Annotated in this window: 13 protein-coding genes; 8 read left to right on the forward strand and 5 right to left on the reverse strand. The window is 71.6% G+C overall.

What is annotated here, in order from left to right; translation table 11 throughout:
• The first annotated feature begins 128 nt into the window (after positions 1-128).
• The 3 genes from ACNAW0_RS10375 (at position 129) to ACNAW0_RS10385 (ending at position 2,045) form a co-directional block, all read left to right on the forward strand.
• On the forward strand, positions 129-1,343 hold the full coding sequence (locus ACNAW0_RS10375; RefSeq protein WP_416287534.1) for a helix-turn-helix transcriptional regulator: 1,215 nt from the start codon (positions 129-131) through the stop codon (positions 1,341-1,343).
• Between the two features lie 187 nt (positions 1,344-1,530).
• Positions 1,531-1,770: a hypothetical protein gene (locus tag ACNAW0_RS10380; RefSeq protein ID WP_416287535.1), complete on the forward strand. Its 240-nt coding sequence runs from the start codon at positions 1,531-1,533 to the stop codon at positions 1,768-1,770.
• Positions 1,767-2,045, forward strand: coding sequence for a hypothetical protein (locus tag ACNAW0_RS10385; RefSeq protein ID WP_416287536.1), 279 nt, complete (start codon positions 1,767-1,769; stop codon positions 2,043-2,045). The genes ACNAW0_RS10380 and ACNAW0_RS10385 overlap by 4 nt, the downstream gene beginning before the upstream one ends.
• A 205-nt stretch (positions 2,046-2,250) precedes the next feature.
• On the opposite strand, the gene ACNAW0_RS10390 is transcribed toward ACNAW0_RS10385, so the two are convergent.
• The 4 genes from ACNAW0_RS10390 to glgA form a co-directional block, all read right to left on the reverse strand.
• Complete coding sequence (locus ACNAW0_RS10390; RefSeq protein WP_416287537.1) at positions 2,251-3,741, reverse strand: M48 family metallopeptidase; 1,491 nt, start codon at positions 3,739-3,741, stop codon at positions 2,251-2,253.
• Positions 3,742-3,818: 77 nt separating this feature from the next.
• Positions 3,819-5,921 carry a 1,4-alpha-glucan branching protein GlgB gene (gene glgB, locus ACNAW0_RS10395; RefSeq protein WP_416287538.1) on the reverse strand — a complete coding sequence of 701 codons (2,103 nt, stop codon included), beginning with the start codon at positions 5,919-5,921 and terminating at the stop codon, positions 3,819-3,821.
• Complete coding sequence (locus tag ACNAW0_RS10400; protein ID WP_416287539.1) at positions 5,909-8,005, reverse strand: maltotransferase domain-containing protein; 2,097 nt, start codon at positions 8,003-8,005, stop codon at positions 5,909-5,911. The genes glgB and ACNAW0_RS10400 overlap by 13 nt, the downstream gene beginning before the upstream one ends.
• Before the next feature lie 63 nt (positions 8,006-8,068).
• Complete coding sequence (gene glgA / locus ACNAW0_RS10405) at positions 8,069-9,271, reverse strand: glycogen synthase (protein WP_416287540.1); 1,203 nt, start codon at positions 9,269-9,271, stop codon at positions 8,069-8,071.
• A 95-nt stretch (positions 9,272-9,366) separates the two neighbouring features.
• Here glgA and glgC point away from each other — a divergent pair, with 95 nt between their 5' ends.
• The 3 genes from glgC to ACNAW0_RS10420 all read left to right on the forward strand — a co-directional run bounded on the left by glgC (position 9,367) and on the right by ACNAW0_RS10420 (position 12,919).
• The gene (gene glgC / locus ACNAW0_RS10410) at positions 9,367-10,599 is read left to right on the forward strand and encodes a glucose-1-phosphate adenylyltransferase (RefSeq protein ID WP_416287541.1); all 1,233 of its coding nucleotides are present in this window, start codon (positions 9,367-9,369) and stop codon (positions 10,597-10,599) included.
• A gap of 29 nt (positions 10,600-10,628) precedes the next feature.
• Entirely contained in the window at positions 10,629-12,272 is a 1,644-nt protein-coding gene (gene pgm / locus ACNAW0_RS10415) for a phosphoglucomutase (alpha-D-glucose-1,6-bisphosphate-dependent) (protein WP_416287542.1), read from the forward strand.
• Positions 12,273-12,400: 128 nt separating this feature from the next.
• Positions 12,401-12,919, forward strand: a complete 519-nt coding sequence (locus tag ACNAW0_RS10420) for a DapH/DapD/GlmU-related protein (RefSeq protein WP_416287543.1) — start codon at positions 12,401-12,403, stop codon at positions 12,917-12,919.
• A gap of 24 nt (positions 12,920-12,943) precedes the next feature.
• Here ACNAW0_RS10420 and ACNAW0_RS10425 read toward each other — a convergent pair whose 3' ends face one another.
• On the reverse strand, positions 12,944-13,873 hold the full coding sequence (locus tag ACNAW0_RS10425) for an NAD(+)/NADH kinase (RefSeq protein ID WP_416287545.1): 930 nt from the start codon (positions 13,871-13,873) through the stop codon (positions 12,944-12,946).
• A gap of 154 nt (positions 13,874-14,027) precedes the next feature.
• Here ACNAW0_RS10425 and ACNAW0_RS10430 point away from each other — a divergent pair, with 154 nt between their 5' ends.
• Both ACNAW0_RS10430 and ACNAW0_RS10435 read left to right on the forward strand, forming a co-directional pair.
• Entirely contained in the window at positions 14,028-14,984 is a 957-nt protein-coding gene (locus tag ACNAW0_RS10430) for an NAD-dependent epimerase/dehydratase family protein (RefSeq protein WP_416287546.1), read from the forward strand.
• The gene (locus tag ACNAW0_RS10435; RefSeq protein WP_416287547.1) at positions 14,981-16,447 is read left to right on the forward strand and encodes a lipopolysaccharide biosynthesis protein; all 1,467 of its coding nucleotides are present in this window, start codon (positions 14,981-14,983) and stop codon (positions 16,445-16,447) included. The genes ACNAW0_RS10430 and ACNAW0_RS10435 overlap by 4 nt, the downstream gene beginning before the upstream one ends.
• Positions 16,448-16,500 lie beyond the last annotated feature (53 nt).

Consider the following 16,500-nt stretch of genomic DNA (forward strand, 5'->3'; position numbering starts at 1 on the left):
GCACTTATCCCGCGAATTTAAGGCGCAGGATACTAGCGACGTAGCTCAGTCCTGACGCACGTCCACCGATCATGACCAATGGGGCGTACGGTCAGGGGTACATGACGTACCCCGCGCGGAGGTGCCCGATGGTAGACCAGTCCGCCCCCACCCCCGGTCAGCGCGTTGAACGGCTCCGCCGCGCCGCCGGCATGTCCCAGAAGACGCTCGCGGGCCTGGCCGGCCTCAGCCCCACGACGGTGAAGTTCATCGAGAATGGCCGCCGGTCGCTGACGCTGAACGCGGCGCAGAGGCTCGCCCCGCACCTCAACGTTCACGATCTGGCCGACCTGTTCGGACCGCAGGTCACGCTCTCCCTCGACGGCCGGCCCAGCCACCCTGCCGTCGACGACGTCCGGAAGGCCCTCACCGCCTGGCACATCACCGTCGCCGGCGAGCCGGAGTCGCCGGAGTACCTGCGTGGGGCCGTCGACTCCAGCTGGCAGACCTGGCACACCAGCCGCCACCAGCGCACCGAGGCCGGCCTGCTCCTGCCCGGCCTGCTCGACGCCACCCAGCGCGCCGCCCGGCTGCACACCGGCGAGGCCCGGCGGACCAGCCTCGCCCTGCTCGCCCAGGCATATCACCTTGCGCAGGCGTACCTGGCCTGGCACGGCGACCGGGAGCTCTGCTGGCTGACCGTCGACCGTGGCATGGCCGCCGCGCTCGACGCCGACGACCCGCTCGCGATCGCGGGATCCATCTGGTATGCCGCGCACCTGCTCCGCGCCGTAGGCCGTGGAGACGAGGCGCTGGAGCGGCTGAGAGACGCCCGCCAGGTGATCGAGCCGCGGGTGGCCGACGGTGGCAGCGAGTACGCGGAGATGCTCGCCGACCTGCATCTCTGCATGGCTCTGACCCGGGCTCGCACCGGCGACCAAGGCGCCTGGACGGACTGGGACACTGCCCGACAGGTTGTCGAGCGGGCACTCCCCGAGGGGTACGTCGGCCTGCGCACGCGCGTGTCCCGGCCGCTGGTTGACGTGTACGCGGTGATGTGCGCTGTCGACCTCGGCGACCCCGACGAGGCGCAGCGACGTGCCCACGCGCTCGACCCGGCGTCGATCCCGTCGACCGAGCGGCGCGCCCGCCACCTGGTCGAGCTGGCCCGCTCCGCCGACCTTGAGGGAGCTCGGGAGGCGACGCTGCACCTGCTCACCCGGGCGGAGGCGATGTCACCGGAGACGGTTCGTTACTCCCCGGCGGCACAGGACATGGTCGACCGGCTGACTCGGGAGGCACCGGCGGCAGTGCGTGGCGAGGCGGTCGACCTGGCCCGCCGGATCACCGCCATGCAGCCGTAGAAGAGGTACACCCCGTCACCGGGTACGCCGCGTACCCATTTATTGCTGCCCGGCTACCTACCGTCACCGGTACTGATGACGGCGGGATTAGCACGCGTACGACGACTCGCCCCGCCGCCCGGATGGCGGGCGCGTGCCCATCCCCGTTGGACACAGGCCCGCGCCCCCGGAGGCAGGGAGGCAACCCGTGGCGGCGCCCATCCGAGCGCTGATACGGCGACTGGCCGGCCGGCCAGAGCCGGTACCGCCCGACACCGGCCAACGTATCCAGGCTCAAGAGCAGGCCGACGTCAAGCGGCGGCTGCTCCGCCAGGCAGGCGACCTCCGGTCCTTGAACGGTCCGGCGCTGATCCCGGCCGTGTCGCCGCTGATGATCCCGGAACAGCTCCAGCGGGCCGGTGACCGTGACGTGGAGGGCCTCCGATGACGGCCCGGCCAGCCCGCGCCGCCCGTGCGGTTGACGCCCTCGACGGGCGGCTGGGCGGCGGCGGGCATCAGCCGGAGCGGCCGAGGTGGGACTGCCTATCGTGCCGTCAGCCGTGGCCGTGTCCGCCCGCACGGGTTCAGCTCGGCGAGGCGTATGGGCCCGACCGGATCGGGCTGGCCATGTACCTGGGCGCGCTGCTGTTCGTGGCCGTCGGCGAGATTCCTGCCGCGAGCCCCGGCGAGCTGTTCGAGCGGTTCGTGGCATGGACGCGTTGACCCGCCAGCGTGTCCGCTGTCTTGGCTGCGTCGACGGGATCACCACCACTGAGCATCAGTGCGCCGGGGATCGGGAGCTGGTGCCGTACGGCGGAAAGTGCGGGTGCACCCGATCCGGCTGCGGACCCAACGCCAGCGACCGCCGGCCGGCTCGGCGCCGTACCACCGGAAGGGCGACCGGCGAGAGTGGGCGGCAGTCCGATGGTCAGGCGGTGTGAGCGGTCGCCGGGGTGGCCGACAACCGGATCCCGAGAGCGGCGAGTCGTTCCCGGGCGGCCGGCACGGTCGCGGGATCGGCCGCCAGCTCCACGAGTTCTCCCAGCGGTAGCGGTTCACCCGCCGTGGTGAGCAGCTCGGGCGGGCCGGACCAGGAGTGCCGCCACGCCGCAGCGCCGGAGTCGACCGCCGCCGCCTCCACCGCGCCCTCGAAGGCCGCCGTCAACGCCTGGAGGCCGTCCTCGCCGTCGGCGTCGGGCGTGAGTTCCCGGGCCAGGTCGGCGTACCGGTCGGCGGCGAAGAGGTCCAGCAGCAGGTCGAGATCGTCATCGGGTCGCCCGGTCAGCCGCGCCGCCGCCTGATACAGCGGGTGGGCGAGACCCCGCGCGGACAGGTACGCCAGGGTGGGGCCGAGCCGGTCCCAGGGCAGCAGCCGGACGCCGGGCCGCTCGAAGAGACCCGCCTGGAGCTGACGGCCCGTCGCGTCGGGTTCGAGGAGCAACACGGCCGCGGGGCGGCCGTCCGGCGCGACGGACACGTCCGGTACGAAGCGCAGCGCGGCGATCCGTTCGCCGATCGGCGGGTGGGACTCCCACCAGGCCGGCTCGGCCGGGGCCACCTCGACGCTGCGCTCGCGGATCTCCTCGCGGCACTCGGTCAGATACGCGACGAACCCGCCGAACAGGTCCTCCGGGAGGTGCCCGCGGTCGTAGGCGGGCAGCACATGCCGCTCCAGGTACTCGTCCCAGGCGGTGGCCACCACCCGGATCTCGAGCAGTGCGCTGACCATGGCGTCGCGGCCGGCGGCGCCCACGGCGTACCCGTCCGCCTCGAACTCCAGCTGCCGGCTGACGGCCTGCTCCACAGCTACGTACAGCTGGGCGTACCCGGAGAGGATCGCGCGTAGCACGCCGTCGGTGGTGTGCCGCACGGTCTCGCCGATCACCATCCGGCCCCGGTGGGCGAGGCGCACGGTCGCGGTGTGCTGCCCGGAGAAGTGCCCCATCTCGTGCGCGAGGACCGCCCGCAACTGGTCGACGGTGTACGCGCGCAGCAGCGGCAGCCCGACGATCACGGCCCGCCAGCCGGGGACCAGGCCGAAAAGTTTCGCGTCCTCGGTCACCGCGGCGTTCGCCTCGGCGACCAGCCGGATCTCGTCCGGCTCCTGGGTGCCGACCCGGGCCGCCAGGTCCCGCACGATCTCCCACAGCTCCGGCGCCCGCTCTGGGGTGAGCCGGACACCGGCCGGCGGGGGCGGACGCAGGGCCAGTACTCGGCCGAAGGCGAAGATCAGCACGAGGAGCAGGGCGATGGCGGCGCCGACCACCAGCGGCCGGATGCTGGTGGGGGCGCCGGAGCCGGCCCAGTCGGTGCCGTAGCCCAGGCCAAAGGCACCGACCGCCACGACCAGCCCGACCGCCAGTACGTAGAAGCCGATGAGCAGTGCGACGGACAGCATGGCCCGCAGCGTGGTCTTCATCCGTCGTTCCTCCCGTGTGTGCGGCGAGCAGGCTATCGACGGAGAAGGATGCGGAACAAGACCCTTTCCGGCCGGGATCAGGTGCGGCGGAGCCAGAGGACGCCGAGCGGCGGTACCCGCAGCGACGCCGATGCCGACATGCCGTGCCAGGGCACGCTCTCGGCGTGCACCGTGCCGAGGTTCCCCACGCCCGACCCGCCGTAGTGGTGGGCGTCGGTGTTGAGCACCTCGGTCCAGGCGCCGCCGGCCGGCAGGCCGATCCGGTAGCCCTCCAGCGGCAGGGCGGAGAAGTTGGCAACGCAGACCAGCGTGGCGCCGTCCGGGGCGATCCGGACGAACGCAACCGTGTTGTTGGCGGCGTCGTCGCCGATGATCCAGCGGAAGCCGGCCGGCTCGGTGTCCTGCGACCACAGCGCCGGGGTGGCCCGGTAGATCCGGTTCAGGTCGCCGACGAGGCGTTGCACGCCGGCCCGGGCCGGGTCGTGCAGCAGGTACCAGTCGAGGCCGCGTTCCTCGCTCCACTCCCGGTCGTCGGCCAGCTCGCTGCCCATGAAGAGCAACTGTTTGCCGGGGTGCGCCCACATGTACGCCAGCAGCGCCCGCACGTTGGCCAGCCGTTGCCAGGTGTCGCCGGGCATCTTGCCCGCGAGGGAGCCCTTGCCGTGCACGACCTCGTCGTGGCTGATCGGCAGCACGTAGTTCTCGCTCCAGGCGTACGCCAGGGAGAAGGTGAGCTGATGGTGGTGGTGCTGCCGGTAGATCGGGTCCTTCGACGTGTAGAGCAGGGTGTCGTGCATCCAGCCCATGTTCCACTTGAAGCCGAAGCCGAGCCCGCCCTCCCCGGTGGGGCGGGTGACGCCGGGCCAGGCGGTGGACTCCTCGGCCACCATCACCACCCCCGGGTGGTGCTTGTAGACGGTGGCGTTGACCTCCTGGAGGAACGCGATGGCCTCCAGGTTTTCCCGGCCGCCGTGCACGTTGGGCACCCACTGCCCCTCCTGGCGGGAGTAGTCCAGGTAGAGCATCGAGGCGACCGCGTCCACCCGCAGCCCGTCGACGTGGAACTGCTCGCACCAGTAGAGCGCGTTGGCGACCAGGAAGTTGCGCACCTCGCGGCGGCCGAAGTCGAAGACGTACGTGCCCCAGTCGGGGTGCTCGCCGCGACGCGGGTCGGGGTGTTCGTACAGCGGGGTGCCGTCGAACCGGCCGAGCGCCCAGTCGTCCTTCGGGAAGTGCGCGGGCACCCAGTCGAGGATCACCCCGATGCCGGCGGAGTGCAGCCGGTCGACCAGGTAACGGAAGTCGTCCGGGTCGCCGAAGCGGGCGGTGGGGGCGTAGTAGCCGGTGACCTGGTAGCCCCAGGAGCCGCCGAACGGGTGCTCCATCACGGGCAGGAACTCCACGTGGGTGAAGCCCAGCTCGGTGACGTACGCGGTGAGCTGTTCGGCCAGCTCCCGGTAGCCGAGGCCGGGCCGCCAGGAGCCGAGGTGCACCTCATACACGCTCATCGGGTCCTGGTGCGGGCGTCGCCGCGCCCGCCGCGCCAGCCAGGCCGCGTCGCCCCACTCGTACGTCGAATGGTGCACCACCGAGGCGGTGGCCGGCGGCAGCTCGGTACGCGCGGCGAGCGGGTCGGCCTTGTCCCGCCAGTGCCCGTCGGCGCCGAGGATCCGGTATTTGTATCGCGCGCCGACCGGTGCGCCCGGCACGAAGATCTCCCAGACCCCGCTGGCGCCGAGTGAGCGCATCGGCCAGCCGTCGTCCGGCGCCCAGCCGGTGAAGTCGCCGACCACCCGCACCCCGCGGGCGTTGGGCGCCCAGACGGTGAATGCCACGCCCTCGTCGAGCACCCGGGCGCCGAGCGCCTCCCAGAGCCGCTCGTGCCGCCCCTCGCCGATCAGGTGCAGGTCCAGTTCGCCGAGGGTGGGCGGGTAGCGGTAGGGGTCGTCGTGCGCCGTGCCGTCGACCTCGACCCGGTAGTCGAGCACCTCGCCGGGCAGCACGGCCTCGAAGACGCCGACGTCGTGCACCCGCTTCATCGGGTGCCGTCCGTCGCCGACGAGCACGGCCACGTCGGCCGCGCCCCGACGCATGGTCCGGATGGTGGTGCGCCCGTCGGCGGGATGCGCGCCGAGCACGGCGTGCGGGTCGTACGCCTCGCCGGAGATCAGCTGCTCCATCGTTCGTCTTCCTCTACGGCCGGTGCGGTCGGGGCGGTGCCGCCGGAGAGGTCGGCGGGCACGTCTTCGACGGTCAGGCCGGGCGCCGCCGGGTGTTCCGGCCCGGGGTCGCCCGGCGCGGCGGGGCGCCGCACGGTGAACACGTGCGCGGGTTGCAGGTACGGGTCGAGCCGGACCGTGTTGCGCTGCCCCCAGTCGTAGCTGGTCCCGGTCAGCTCGTCGTGCACGGTGAACCGCTCGTGCCAGTCGAGGCCGAGCGCCGGCATGTCCAGCGTAATGTTGCCCCACTGCACCTCGCGGGAGTCGAACGAGCAGACCACGAGCACCGTGTTGCCGGTGTCCGGGTCGTGCTTGGACCAGCAGAGCAGCGCCGGGTTGTCGATGTCGTGGAAGCGCAGGTTGCGCAGCCGGTGCAGGGCCGGGTTGTCGCGGCGTACCCGGTTGAGGGTGGCGATGAACGGGGCGAGGGAGCGGCCCTGTGCCTGAGCCTCGGCCCAGTCCCGGGGGCGCAGCTCGTACTTCTCGTTGTCGAGGTATTCCTCCGCGCCGGGGCGGGCGACGTGCTCGAACAGCTCGTAGCCGGCGTACATGCCCCAGGAGGGGGAGAGCAGCGCGGCCAGCACCGCCCGGATCTTGAACATCGGCGGGCCGCCGTGCTGCAGCGACTCGTGCAGGATGTCCGGGGTGTTGGGCCAGAAGTTGGGCCGCATGTAGTCGGCCGCCGCGACCAGCTCCGCGCAGTACGCCCGCATCTCCGCCGCCGACGTGCGCCAGGCGAAATACGTGTACGACTGGGTGAAGCCGATCTTGCCAAGGCCGTGCATCATCGCCGGTCGGGTGAACGCCTCGGCGAGGAAGAGCACGTCCGGCTCGACCTGCTTGACCTCCCAGATCAGCCAGTGCCAGAAGTCGACCGGCTTGGTGTGCGGGTTGTCGACCCGGAAGATCCTGACGCCCTCGCCGACCCAGTGCAGCACCACCCGCAGGATCTCCGCCCGGATGCCCGCCGGGTCGTTGTCGAAGTTCAGCGGGTAGATGTCCTGGTATTTCTTCGGCGGGTTCTCCGCGTACGCGATGCTGCCGTCGGCCCGGGTGGTGAACCACTCCGGATGCTCGGTCACCCACGGATGGTCCGGGGCGCACTGCAACGCCAGGTCCATCGCCACCTCCAGCCCCACGTCGGCGGCGGCGGCGAGGAACGCGCGGAAGTCCTCCGGCGTACCCAGCTCGGGGTGGATGGCGTCGTGGCCGCCCTCGGCGGCGCCGATCGCCCACGGCGAGCCCACGTCGTCCGGCCCGGCGGTGAGCGAGTTGTTGCGGCCCTTGCGGTTGATCCGGCCGATCGGGTGGATCGGGGGCAGGTAGAGCACGTCGAAGCCCATCGCGGCGACACCTGGCAGGCGGTCCGTCGCGGTGCGGAACGTGCCCGACCGGGCCGGCGCGTCGGCGGTGCCCGGGACCGCGCCCTCGGAACGGGGGAAGAACTCGTACCAGGCGGAGAAGAGGGCCCGGGGGCGGTCCACCCAGAGCCGGTACTCGTCGTCGGTGGTGACCAGCTCGCGGACCGGGTGGTCCCAGAGCAGCGGGGCCAGGTCGAGCGCAGGGCCGACCCGCCGGCGCAACTCCAGCTTGTCGTCGCGCAGCGCCACCGCCGCCGCCCGGACCCGCTTTCGGTCGGCGGCCGGGACAAGCTTCCGCGCGGCCTCCAGCACCCGGGCGCCCTCGGCCAGGTCGTTGGCCAGCTCGGCCGGGCCCTGGCCGGCGGCGAGCTTCTTGGTGACCGCGTTCTGCCAGGTCAGGTACGGGTCCTGGAACGCCTCGACGGTGAACCGCCACTCGCCGACCGCGTCCGGGCGGATGGTGGCCTGCCAGCGGTCCTGGCCGGGTTCGCCGGGGCGCATCCGGGTGAACGGGCGGGCCACGCCGTCCGGGCCGAGCCAGACCACGTTGCAGCCGAGCGCGTCGTGCCCCTCGCGGTAGGCGCGGGCCGACACCGGCACGACCTCGCCGACCACCGCCTTGGCCGGGTAGCGACCGCAGGAGACGACGGGGGAGACGTCTTCGATCGGAAACCGTCCAGTCACCGGTTCAACCTACTGCGCGAGATCGCTTCGCGCTCGGCTCAGCCGATGCTCGTTGGCCCCTCCTTACCCCAACACCGAGCGGTAGACCTCCAGGGTCCGTTGCGCGATCGCGTCCCAGGAGAAGTGCTCCACGGCCCGGCGCCGCCCGGCGCGGCCGAACTCGGCAGTCCGCGCCGGCTCGGCCAGCAGCTCGTTGAGCCGGGCCGCCAGGTCGGCCACGAAGCGCTCCGGGGCCAGCGGCGTACCGGTGCCGTCGGCGGCCTGCTCGATCGGCGCCAGCAGCCCGGTCTCGCCGTCGGCGACCACCTCGGGGATGCCGCCGGTGGCGGTCGCGACCACGGCCGTCTCGCACGCCATCGCCTCCAGGTTCACGATGCCCATCGGCTCGTAGACCGACGGGCAGACGAAGATCGTGGCGTGGGTGAGCACCTGGATCACCTCGTGCTTCGGCAGCATCTCGGCCACCCAGACCACACCCGAGCGGTTGGCCCGCAGCTCGGTCACCAGGCTCTCCACCTCGACGGCGATCTCCAGGGTGTCCGGCGCGCCGGCGAGCAGCACCAGTTGGGTGTCGGCGGGCAGCTCCCGGGCCGCGCGCAGCAGGTACGGCAGCCCCTTCTGCCGGGTGATCCGCCCGACGTACACCACACTGGGGCGGGACGGGTCGATGCCCAGCCGGTCCACCACGTCGGTGCCGTGGTCGGGGGCGTACTGGGCGGTGTCGATGCCGTTGTAGACCACCCGTACCCGGTCCGGGTCCACCGCCGGGTACGCCTTCAACACGTCCCGCCGCATCCCCGCGCTGACCGCGATCACCGCGTCGGCGGCCTCCACCGCGGTGCGCTCGCTCCACGAGGAGAGTGCGTACCCGCCGCCGAGCTGCTCCGCCTTCCACGGGCGCAGCGGCTCCAGGCTGTGCGCGGTGACCACGTGCGGCACGCCGTACAGCAACTTCGCGGTGTGCCCGGCCAGGTTGGCGTACCAGGTGTGGCTGTGCACCACGTCGGTGCCGGCGCAGCCGGCCGCCATCGCCAGGTCGACGCCCATGGTCCGCAGCGCCGGGTTCGCGCCGGCCAGCTCGGCCGGCTCGGCGTACGCGGTGACGCCCGGCTCGTCGCGCGGCGCGCCGAAGCAGTGCACCCGTACGTCGGCGAGCCGGCGCAGTTCGCGCGCCAGGTATTCGACGTGCACCCCGGCCCCGCCGTACACCTCCGGCGGGTACTCCCGGGTGAGTAGGTCGACGCGCAGGCGTGCGGAATCCGTCATGTCCGGCACCCTAATGCAGAAGCCCGTCACGCACCCGGCGCGGAACTGTGCGCGTACGAGTGGTGAAGTTGGGGCGGGATCGATAGCGTCGGAGCATGGCTGCCAAGGTGCTCGCGATCGTCCTGGCCGGCGGGGAGGGCAAGCGCCTGATGCCCCTCACCACCGACCGGGCGAAGCCGGCCGTCCCCTTCGGCGGGATGTACCGCATGGTCGACTTCGTCCTCTCCAACCTGGCGAACGCCGGCTATCTCAAGATGGTCGTGCTGACCCAGTACAAGTCGCACTCGCTGGACCGCCACATCACCACGACGTGGCGGATGTCGACCATGCTCGGCAACTACGTCACGCCGGTGCCCGCGCAGCAGCGCCGCGGCCCGTGGTGGTTCGCCGGCTCGGCCGACGCCATCTACCAGAGTTTCAATCTGATCTACGACGAGCAGCCGGAGTACGTGATCGTCTTCGGCGCCGACCACATCTACCGGATGGACCCGCGGCAGATGGTGGAGGACCACATCGCTTCGGGTGCCGCGGTCACCGTGGCGGGCATCCGCCAGCCGCTGTCCATGGCGAACCAGTTCGGCGTGATCGAGGTCGGCGAGGACGGCCGGCGGATCCGGGCGTTCCGCGAGAAGCCCACCGACGCGGTGGGGCTGCCCGACGCACCAGACCAGATCTACGCCTCGATGGGCAACTACGTATTCACCACCAAGGCCCTGGTCGACGCCGTCGAGCAGGACGCCGAGGACAAGTCCAGCAAGCACGACATGGGCGGCAGCATCATCCCGATGCTGGTCGAGCGGGGCGAGGCCAACGTCTACGACTTCAAGGACAACGAGGTACCCGGCAGCACCGACCGGGACCGCGGCTACTGGCGGGACGTGGGGACGCTCGACTCGTTCTACGACGCCCACATGGACCTGATCAACGTCCACCCGGTGTTCAACCTCTACAACTTCGACTGGCCGATCTACAGCAACCAGCCGCCCTACCCGCCGGCCAAGTTCGTCCACGCCTGGGGCGAGCGGGTCGGCCGGGCGGTCAGCTCGATGATCTCGCCCGGGTCGGTGGTCTCCGGGTCGCTGGTGGAGAACTCGGTCGTCTCGCCGAAGGTGAAGGTCCACTCCTGGGCGCACGTGGACGGCGCGGTGCTCATGGAAGGTGTCGAGATCGGCCGGCACGCGGTGGTCCGCCGGGCCATCCTGGACAAGAACGTCTACGTTCCGGAGGGCGCCGAGATCGGCGTCGACCTGGAGAAGGACCGCCAGCGCTACACCGTGTCCGACAATGGCATCGTCGTCATCGGCAAGGGCCAGCGCGTCGAGCCCTGACCGCCAATACTTCGAGGAGGATTCCCGCAGTGGCCCATCCCCGTGCCGGCCAGCCCGCCGAGCCCGCCGACCTGGTCGACGTGCCCCGGCTGGTCACCGCCTACTACGCCGAGCACCCCGATCCGAGCGACCCGGCGCAGCAGGTCTCCTTCGGCACCTCCGGCCATCGCGGGTCCAGCCTGCGCAACGCCTTCAACTCCGACCACATCCTGGCGGTCACCCAGGCGCTCTGCGACTACCGGCGGGAGCAGGGCCTCGACGGGCCGCTCTTCCTGGCCCGGGACACCCACGCGCTCTCCGCCCCGGCGGCGGTCGACGCGCTGGAGGTGCTCGCCGCCAACGACGTGACCGTGCCGCTGGACAGCCGCGACGGCTACACCCCGACCCCGGCGCTGTCGCACGCGATCCTCACCCACAACCGCGGGCGGACCGCCGGCCTCGCCGACGGCATCGTGATCACCCCGTCGCACAACCCGCCGGACGACGGCGGCTTCAAGTACAACCCCACGCATGGCGGGCCGGCGGACACCGACGTCACGAAGTGGATCCAGGACCGCGCGAACGCCATCCTCGCCGCCGGGCTCAAGGAGGTGAGGCGCATCCCGTACGCGCGGGCCCGCGCCGCCGACACCACCGGGGAGTACGACTTCCTCGCCCGGTACGTCGACGACCTGCCGGCCGTGCTGGACATCGCCGCGATCCGCGACGCCGGGGTACGTGTCGGCGCCGACCCGATGGGTGGGGCGAGCGTGGCGTACTGGGGGGAGATCGCCGAGCGGCACCGGCTCGACCTCACGGTGATCAACCCGACGGTCGACCCGACCTGGCGCTTCATGACCCTGGATTCCGATGGCAAGATCCGGATGGACTGCTCCTCGCCGAACGCGATGGCCTCGCTGATCGCCGCCCGCGATCAGTACCAGGTCTCCACCGGCAACGACGCCGACGCCGACCGGCACGGCATCGTCACTCCCGACGGCGGCCTGATGAACCCCAACCACTACCTGGCGGTGGCGATCGGCCACCTGTTCCGTACCCGGGAGCAGTGGGGCCCGTTGGCGGCGGTCGGCAAGACACTGGTCTCCTCCTCCATGATCGACCGGGTCGCGGCCGACCTGGGCCAGCCCCTGTTGGAGGTGCCGGTCGGCTTCAAGTGGTTCGTGCCCGGGCTGCTCGACGGCGTGGTCGGCTTCGGCGGCGAGGAGAGCGCGGGCGCGTCCTTCCTGCGCCGGGACGGGAGCACCTGGACCACCGACAAGGACGGCATCCTGCTCTGCCTGCTCGCCGCGGAGATCATCGCCAGTACCGGCCGGACCCCGAGCCAGCACTGGGCCGAGCTGGCCGAGCGCTTCGGCGCGCCCGCGTACGCCCGGCTCGACGCCCCGGCCACCCGCGAGGAGAAGGCGGTCCTCGCCAAGCTGTCGCCCGAGCAGGTGACGGCGACCGAGCTGGCCGGCGAGCCGATCACCGCCACGCTCACCACCGCCCCCGGCAACGGCGCGCCGATCGGCGGGCTCAAGGTGACCACCGAGTCGGGCTGGTTCGCCGCCCGGCCGTCCGGCACCGAGGACGTGTACAAGATCTACGCCGAGTCGTTCCAGGGGCCGGAGCACCTCGCCCGGATCCAGGAGGAGGCGAAGGCCCTGGTCGACACGGTGCTCGGGAAGGCCTGACGGCCCTCGGCTCCGTCACCTCGGCCCGGGCGGATCGTTGCGTAGTTGTGTTCGGGTCCCGGCTCCGGCCTTCCGCAGCCATACGCATCCGTAAGCGAGGACAGCAAATGCCCAGTTACGTTCGCACGATGATCCGCAGGGTCCAGGACCACCTGGCCGGCTCGCGTGATCAGGAGGCTTTTGCCAGCTCGCTGGGTGTGAACCTGAACGGGCGGGTCAAGTTCTACGCGGTGAACCGGGCGATGTTCGGCTCCGAGCCGTGGCTGATCACCATCGGGGACAACGTCTACATCAGCGCAGGGGTGCAGTTCGTGACCCACGACGGGGGCACTCTGATCCTCCGCAAGGACCACCCCGAGTTGGACTGGACGGCCCCGATCACGATCGGCGACGACGTCTACATCGGGATGCGGTCGATGATCCTGGCCGGAGTCAGCATCGGCAACAGGTGCGTGATCGGGGCCGGCTCGATCATCACTCGCGACATCCCGGACAACACGGTGGCAGCGGGGGTGCCGGCCCGGCCGCTGCGGACCACCGACGAGTACCTGGAGCGGCTGCAGGCCAAGTCGTTGAACATCGGCCACCTTCCGGTCCAGGCCAAGCACGAGGCGATCAAAAAGATCTACGGGGTGACCACGGCCTGAGCCCGCCGCTGGCGGTGCCGACACTCAGCGCGGCGGGGGCAGCTCGCGGCGGTTGAGCTGTTCCCGCAACTCGTCGGGAAGCAACTCCCGCAGTTGGTCGGGCAGCAGCGGGAGGTCGAGCAGGCTGAGCTTGATCTGGTTGCGCTCCTGGTGGCGCCGCGGATCGAGCCGGACCACCAGGCCGGCATTCGGGACGTACCGGATCCGCACGCTGCCCTCGGTCGCCGCGTCCCGGATCACCAGCCCGTCCATCTCCACTGCCACCGGCGCCGATTCGGGGCGCAGCTCCAGGTGGACGGTCTCCTCCGGGGAGAGCACCACCGAGCGGGAGATCCCGGCCATCGGGGCCGACGGGGTCACCACCACGGCCTGCGTGGCCGGCGAGATCAACGGCCCGCCCGCGGCGTAGCTGTACGCCGTCGAGCCGGTGGGCGTACTCACCACCAGCGCGTCGCAGCGGTAATAGCCGTAACGCTGGCCGTCCACGGCGAGCGTCGCGGTGACGAAGCCGGAGCCGGGATGGCGCACCAGCGCGACGTCGTTGAACGCCACCACGTCGTCGCCGCAGACGTCGCAGGCGAGGCAGGCGTGCGACTCGACGGTGTAGTCGTGCGCGGCCAGCCGGTCCAGCGCCGGGGGCAGATCCGGCGGCTCCACCTCGACCAGGAAGCCGAGCCGACCCAGGTGGACCCCGAGCACCGGCCTCGGGTCGCGCACCGCGCAGCGCAGCGCCCCCAGCATGGTCCCGTCCCCGCCGATACTGATCAGCGCGTCCGACCGCGCGGCCAGCTCCGCCGCGGCGACCGGCTCGACCGACGCGGGGACCCGGTGGCGGTCCTCGGCCCGGACGATGAGTGCCTTGCCATGTTGGGTCGCCCACCGGTCGATGATCTCGACCACCGCGGAGACGTCCCGGGTGGGATGCAGCACCAGACCGATCACGTACCCCGCCACCGGTACAGCTCACCACACGAGCGGCCGACCCGGTGGGCGTACGGGAAGGGCCGTGGCTTCCGCGTCGTTCGACCGAAATTGTGTGATTAGACCGTTACGGTGCGCGTCCTCGCTCGATGTACAGGTGATCGGTCCGTACACCGAGGGGTTGACGATGCGCATTCTGATCACCGGTGGGGCCGGCTTCATCGGTTCCAACCTGGCCCGCGCCGCGATGGTCGAGGCTGCCGTCAAGGAGGTGACCGTCCTCGACGACCTGTCGGTAGGGCTGCGCAGCAACCTCGACGGGCTGGACGTCGACCTCGTCGAGGGGTCGATCCTGGACCCGGCCGCCCTGGACGCGGCGATGATCGGACGGGAGGCGGTCGTCCACCTGGCGGCGCTGGCCAGCGTGCCCCGCTCGCTGCGCGATCCGGTGGCCTCCCACCACGTGAACGCCACGGGCACGCTCATGGTCCTCGAGGCGGCACGACGGCACGACGTCCGCCACGTGGTGGTCGCATCGTCCTCATCGGTCTACGGCACGAACCCTGTGCTGCCGAAGGCGGAGCTCACCTGGACCCAGCCGATGAGTCCCTACGCCGTCAGCAAGCTCGCCACCGAGGCGTACGCGCTCGCCTACCAGGCGTCGTTCGGCCTGCCGGCGCTGGCCTTCCGGTTCTTCAACGTGTTCGGTCCCGGGCAGCGGCACGACCATGCCTACGCCGCCGTCATCCCCCGGTTTGTCCACGCGGCCCTGCGCGGGGAGCCCGTCGTGCTGCACGGTGACGGCACCCAGTCTCGCGACTTCACCTTCGTCGGCTCGGTGTGCCAGGTCATCCTCGACGCGCTCCGCCGTCGGGTGCACCACCCGCACCCGGTCAACCTGGCCTTCGGGGCGCGGGCGAGCCTGCTGGAGGTCCTCGACGAAATCACCGAGTTGCTGGGCCGGCCGATCGCGCGCGAGTACGCGCCGCCCCGCACCGGCGACATCCCGCACTCGTCGGCCGACAACAGCACGTTGCGGGAGCTGTTCCCGGACATCGAGCCGGTCGTTCGCACGGACGGCCTCCGGGCGACAGTGGAGTGGATGGCCGGGCGGCTGGGCGTCGAACCCGCCGCACTACGGTGAGCCCGGCAGCGAGCCGGGTCGAGCGTGGGGAGCTGGCCCCCGACGCGCCCGCCCCACCCGCCGGTCCCGGCGCTCCGGCCGCGCCACGAGTCCGATCCCGGCTCCGCCTGGGGCGAGCACTGCCCGCTGGCCGGGGCCGCGCGCTCAGCGTGGACATCGCCACCTCGCTGGTGGCCAAGGGGATCGGTCTCGCCGCGCCGCTGGTCATCACCCCCGCGTGCTTCCGGTATCTCGGGGACCAACGCTACGGCCTGTGGATGGCGATCACCGCACTGACCGGCATGGCATGGTTCGCCGACCTTGGATTGGGCAACGGCCTGCTCACCCGACTCAGTCACCTCACCGATGACGCCCGCCAGCAGGCCCGAGAGATCTCCAGCGCCTACGCCACCCTCGGCGTGGTCGCGGTGGCCCTGCTGACCGGGCTCGTCCTCATCAATCCCCTGGTGCCCTGGGACCGGCTATTCGGCGTCAGCGATCCGACCGTCGCCGCGGAGGCATCGGCCCTGGTCCTGCTCTGCTTCGGGGCCTTCGCGGTCAATGTTCCGCTCTCCCTGATCCAGCGGATCCAGTACGCCCGCGCTCAGGTCACCCAGAGCAACGCCTGGCAGGCGGCCGGCGCCGTGGTCTCCATGGCGGCCGTTCTCGGCGCCATCGCCGCCGGGTGGGGCCCGCTGACGGTGATCGCCTGCACGGTGCTGGCCGTCCCGGTGACCAACCTGCTCAACACCGTGGTCTACTTCTGGCTCCAGGAACCCGCCACGCGACCAGGCCCCGGCCTCGTGCACCGGGCCACGGCGGTGGGCCTGCTCCGGCTGGGCCTGCAGTTCTTCGCGCTCACCGCGATGTCGTCGATCGCGCTCAACGTGGACAACCCGATGGTCGCGCACATCCTCGGGCTCACCGTCGCCGCGCACTACGCGGTCGTCGGGAAGCTCTTCGGTGTTCTCTCGGTGTTCGTCGGACTCGTCGGGATGGCGGTCTGGCCGGCCAACGGCACCGCCCTCGCCCGAGGCGAGATCGCCTGGGTACGCCGAACCACCCGACGGATGGTCGTGCTCTACGGCCTGGTGGTGGGAGCGGTCGGGCTCGCGCTGGTCGTCTACGGCCATCGGCTGGTCAAGCTGTGGGTCGGTCGGGTCGACGCGGCGGTGGTGCCGGTCGCGGTTCTCGCCGGGCTCGCGCTCTGGTCGTTCCTGGTGGCGGTCGCCTCCCCGCTGCTCCTCGTGCAGAACAGCATCGGCCTCCTGCGACCGCAGTTCGTCGGCTGGGCCGCCTTCCTGCTGCTCGCGACCGCGCTCAAGATCTGGGGACTGCGCGAGTTCGGGATCGTGGGCCTGCCAGCGGCCGGCTGCCTCGCCTACCTGCTCACCATGTGGCCCGCCGCCGTCGTCGGCTACCGGCGCGCGTTGGCCAGGTCCGGCCGGGCCACCGGGCAGGGCGGGCCCGGGGTGGCCGGGTGATGATCCGCGGTGCCGGTCGACCGGCGGTGCCGGCCGGCCTCTCAGCAGATGTG

Source organism: Micromonospora sp. SL1-18 (assembly GCF_047921505.1).
Classification (GTDB): domain Bacteria; phylum Actinomycetota; class Actinomycetes; order Mycobacteriales; family Micromonosporaceae; genus Micromonospora.

Excerpts from the sequence above, each read along its gene's own strand:
- ACNAW0_RS10385 (WP_416287536.1), top strand. The coding sequence starts at position 1,767 with ATGACGGCCCGGCCAGCCCGCGCCGCCCGTGCGGTTGACGCCCTCGAC.
- ACNAW0_RS10420 (WP_416287543.1), top strand. The coding sequence starts at position 12,401 with ATGATCCGCAGGGTCCAGGACCACCTGGCCGGCTCGCGTGATCAGGAG.
- ACNAW0_RS10390 (WP_416287537.1), bottom strand. The coding sequence starts at position 3,741 with ATGAAGACCACGCTGCGGGCCATGCTGTCCGTCGCACTGCTCATCGGC.
- ACNAW0_RS10375 (WP_416287534.1), top strand. The coding sequence starts at position 129 with ATGGTAGACCAGTCCGCCCCCACCCCCGGTCAGCGCGTTGAACGGCTC.
- glgB (WP_416287538.1), bottom strand. The coding sequence starts at position 5,921 with ATGGAGCAGCTGATCTCCGGCGAGGCGTACGACCCGCACGCCGTGCTC.
- ACNAW0_RS10430 (WP_416287546.1), top strand. The coding sequence starts at position 14,028 with ATGCGCATTCTGATCACCGGTGGGGCCGGCTTCATCGGTTCCAACCTG.
- glgC (WP_416287541.1), top strand. The coding sequence starts at position 9,367 with ATGGCTGCCAAGGTGCTCGCGATCGTCCTGGCCGGCGGGGAGGGCAAG.
- glgA (WP_416287540.1), bottom strand. The coding sequence starts at position 9,271 with ATGACGGATTCCGCACGCCTGCGCGTCGACCTACTCACCCGGGAGTAC.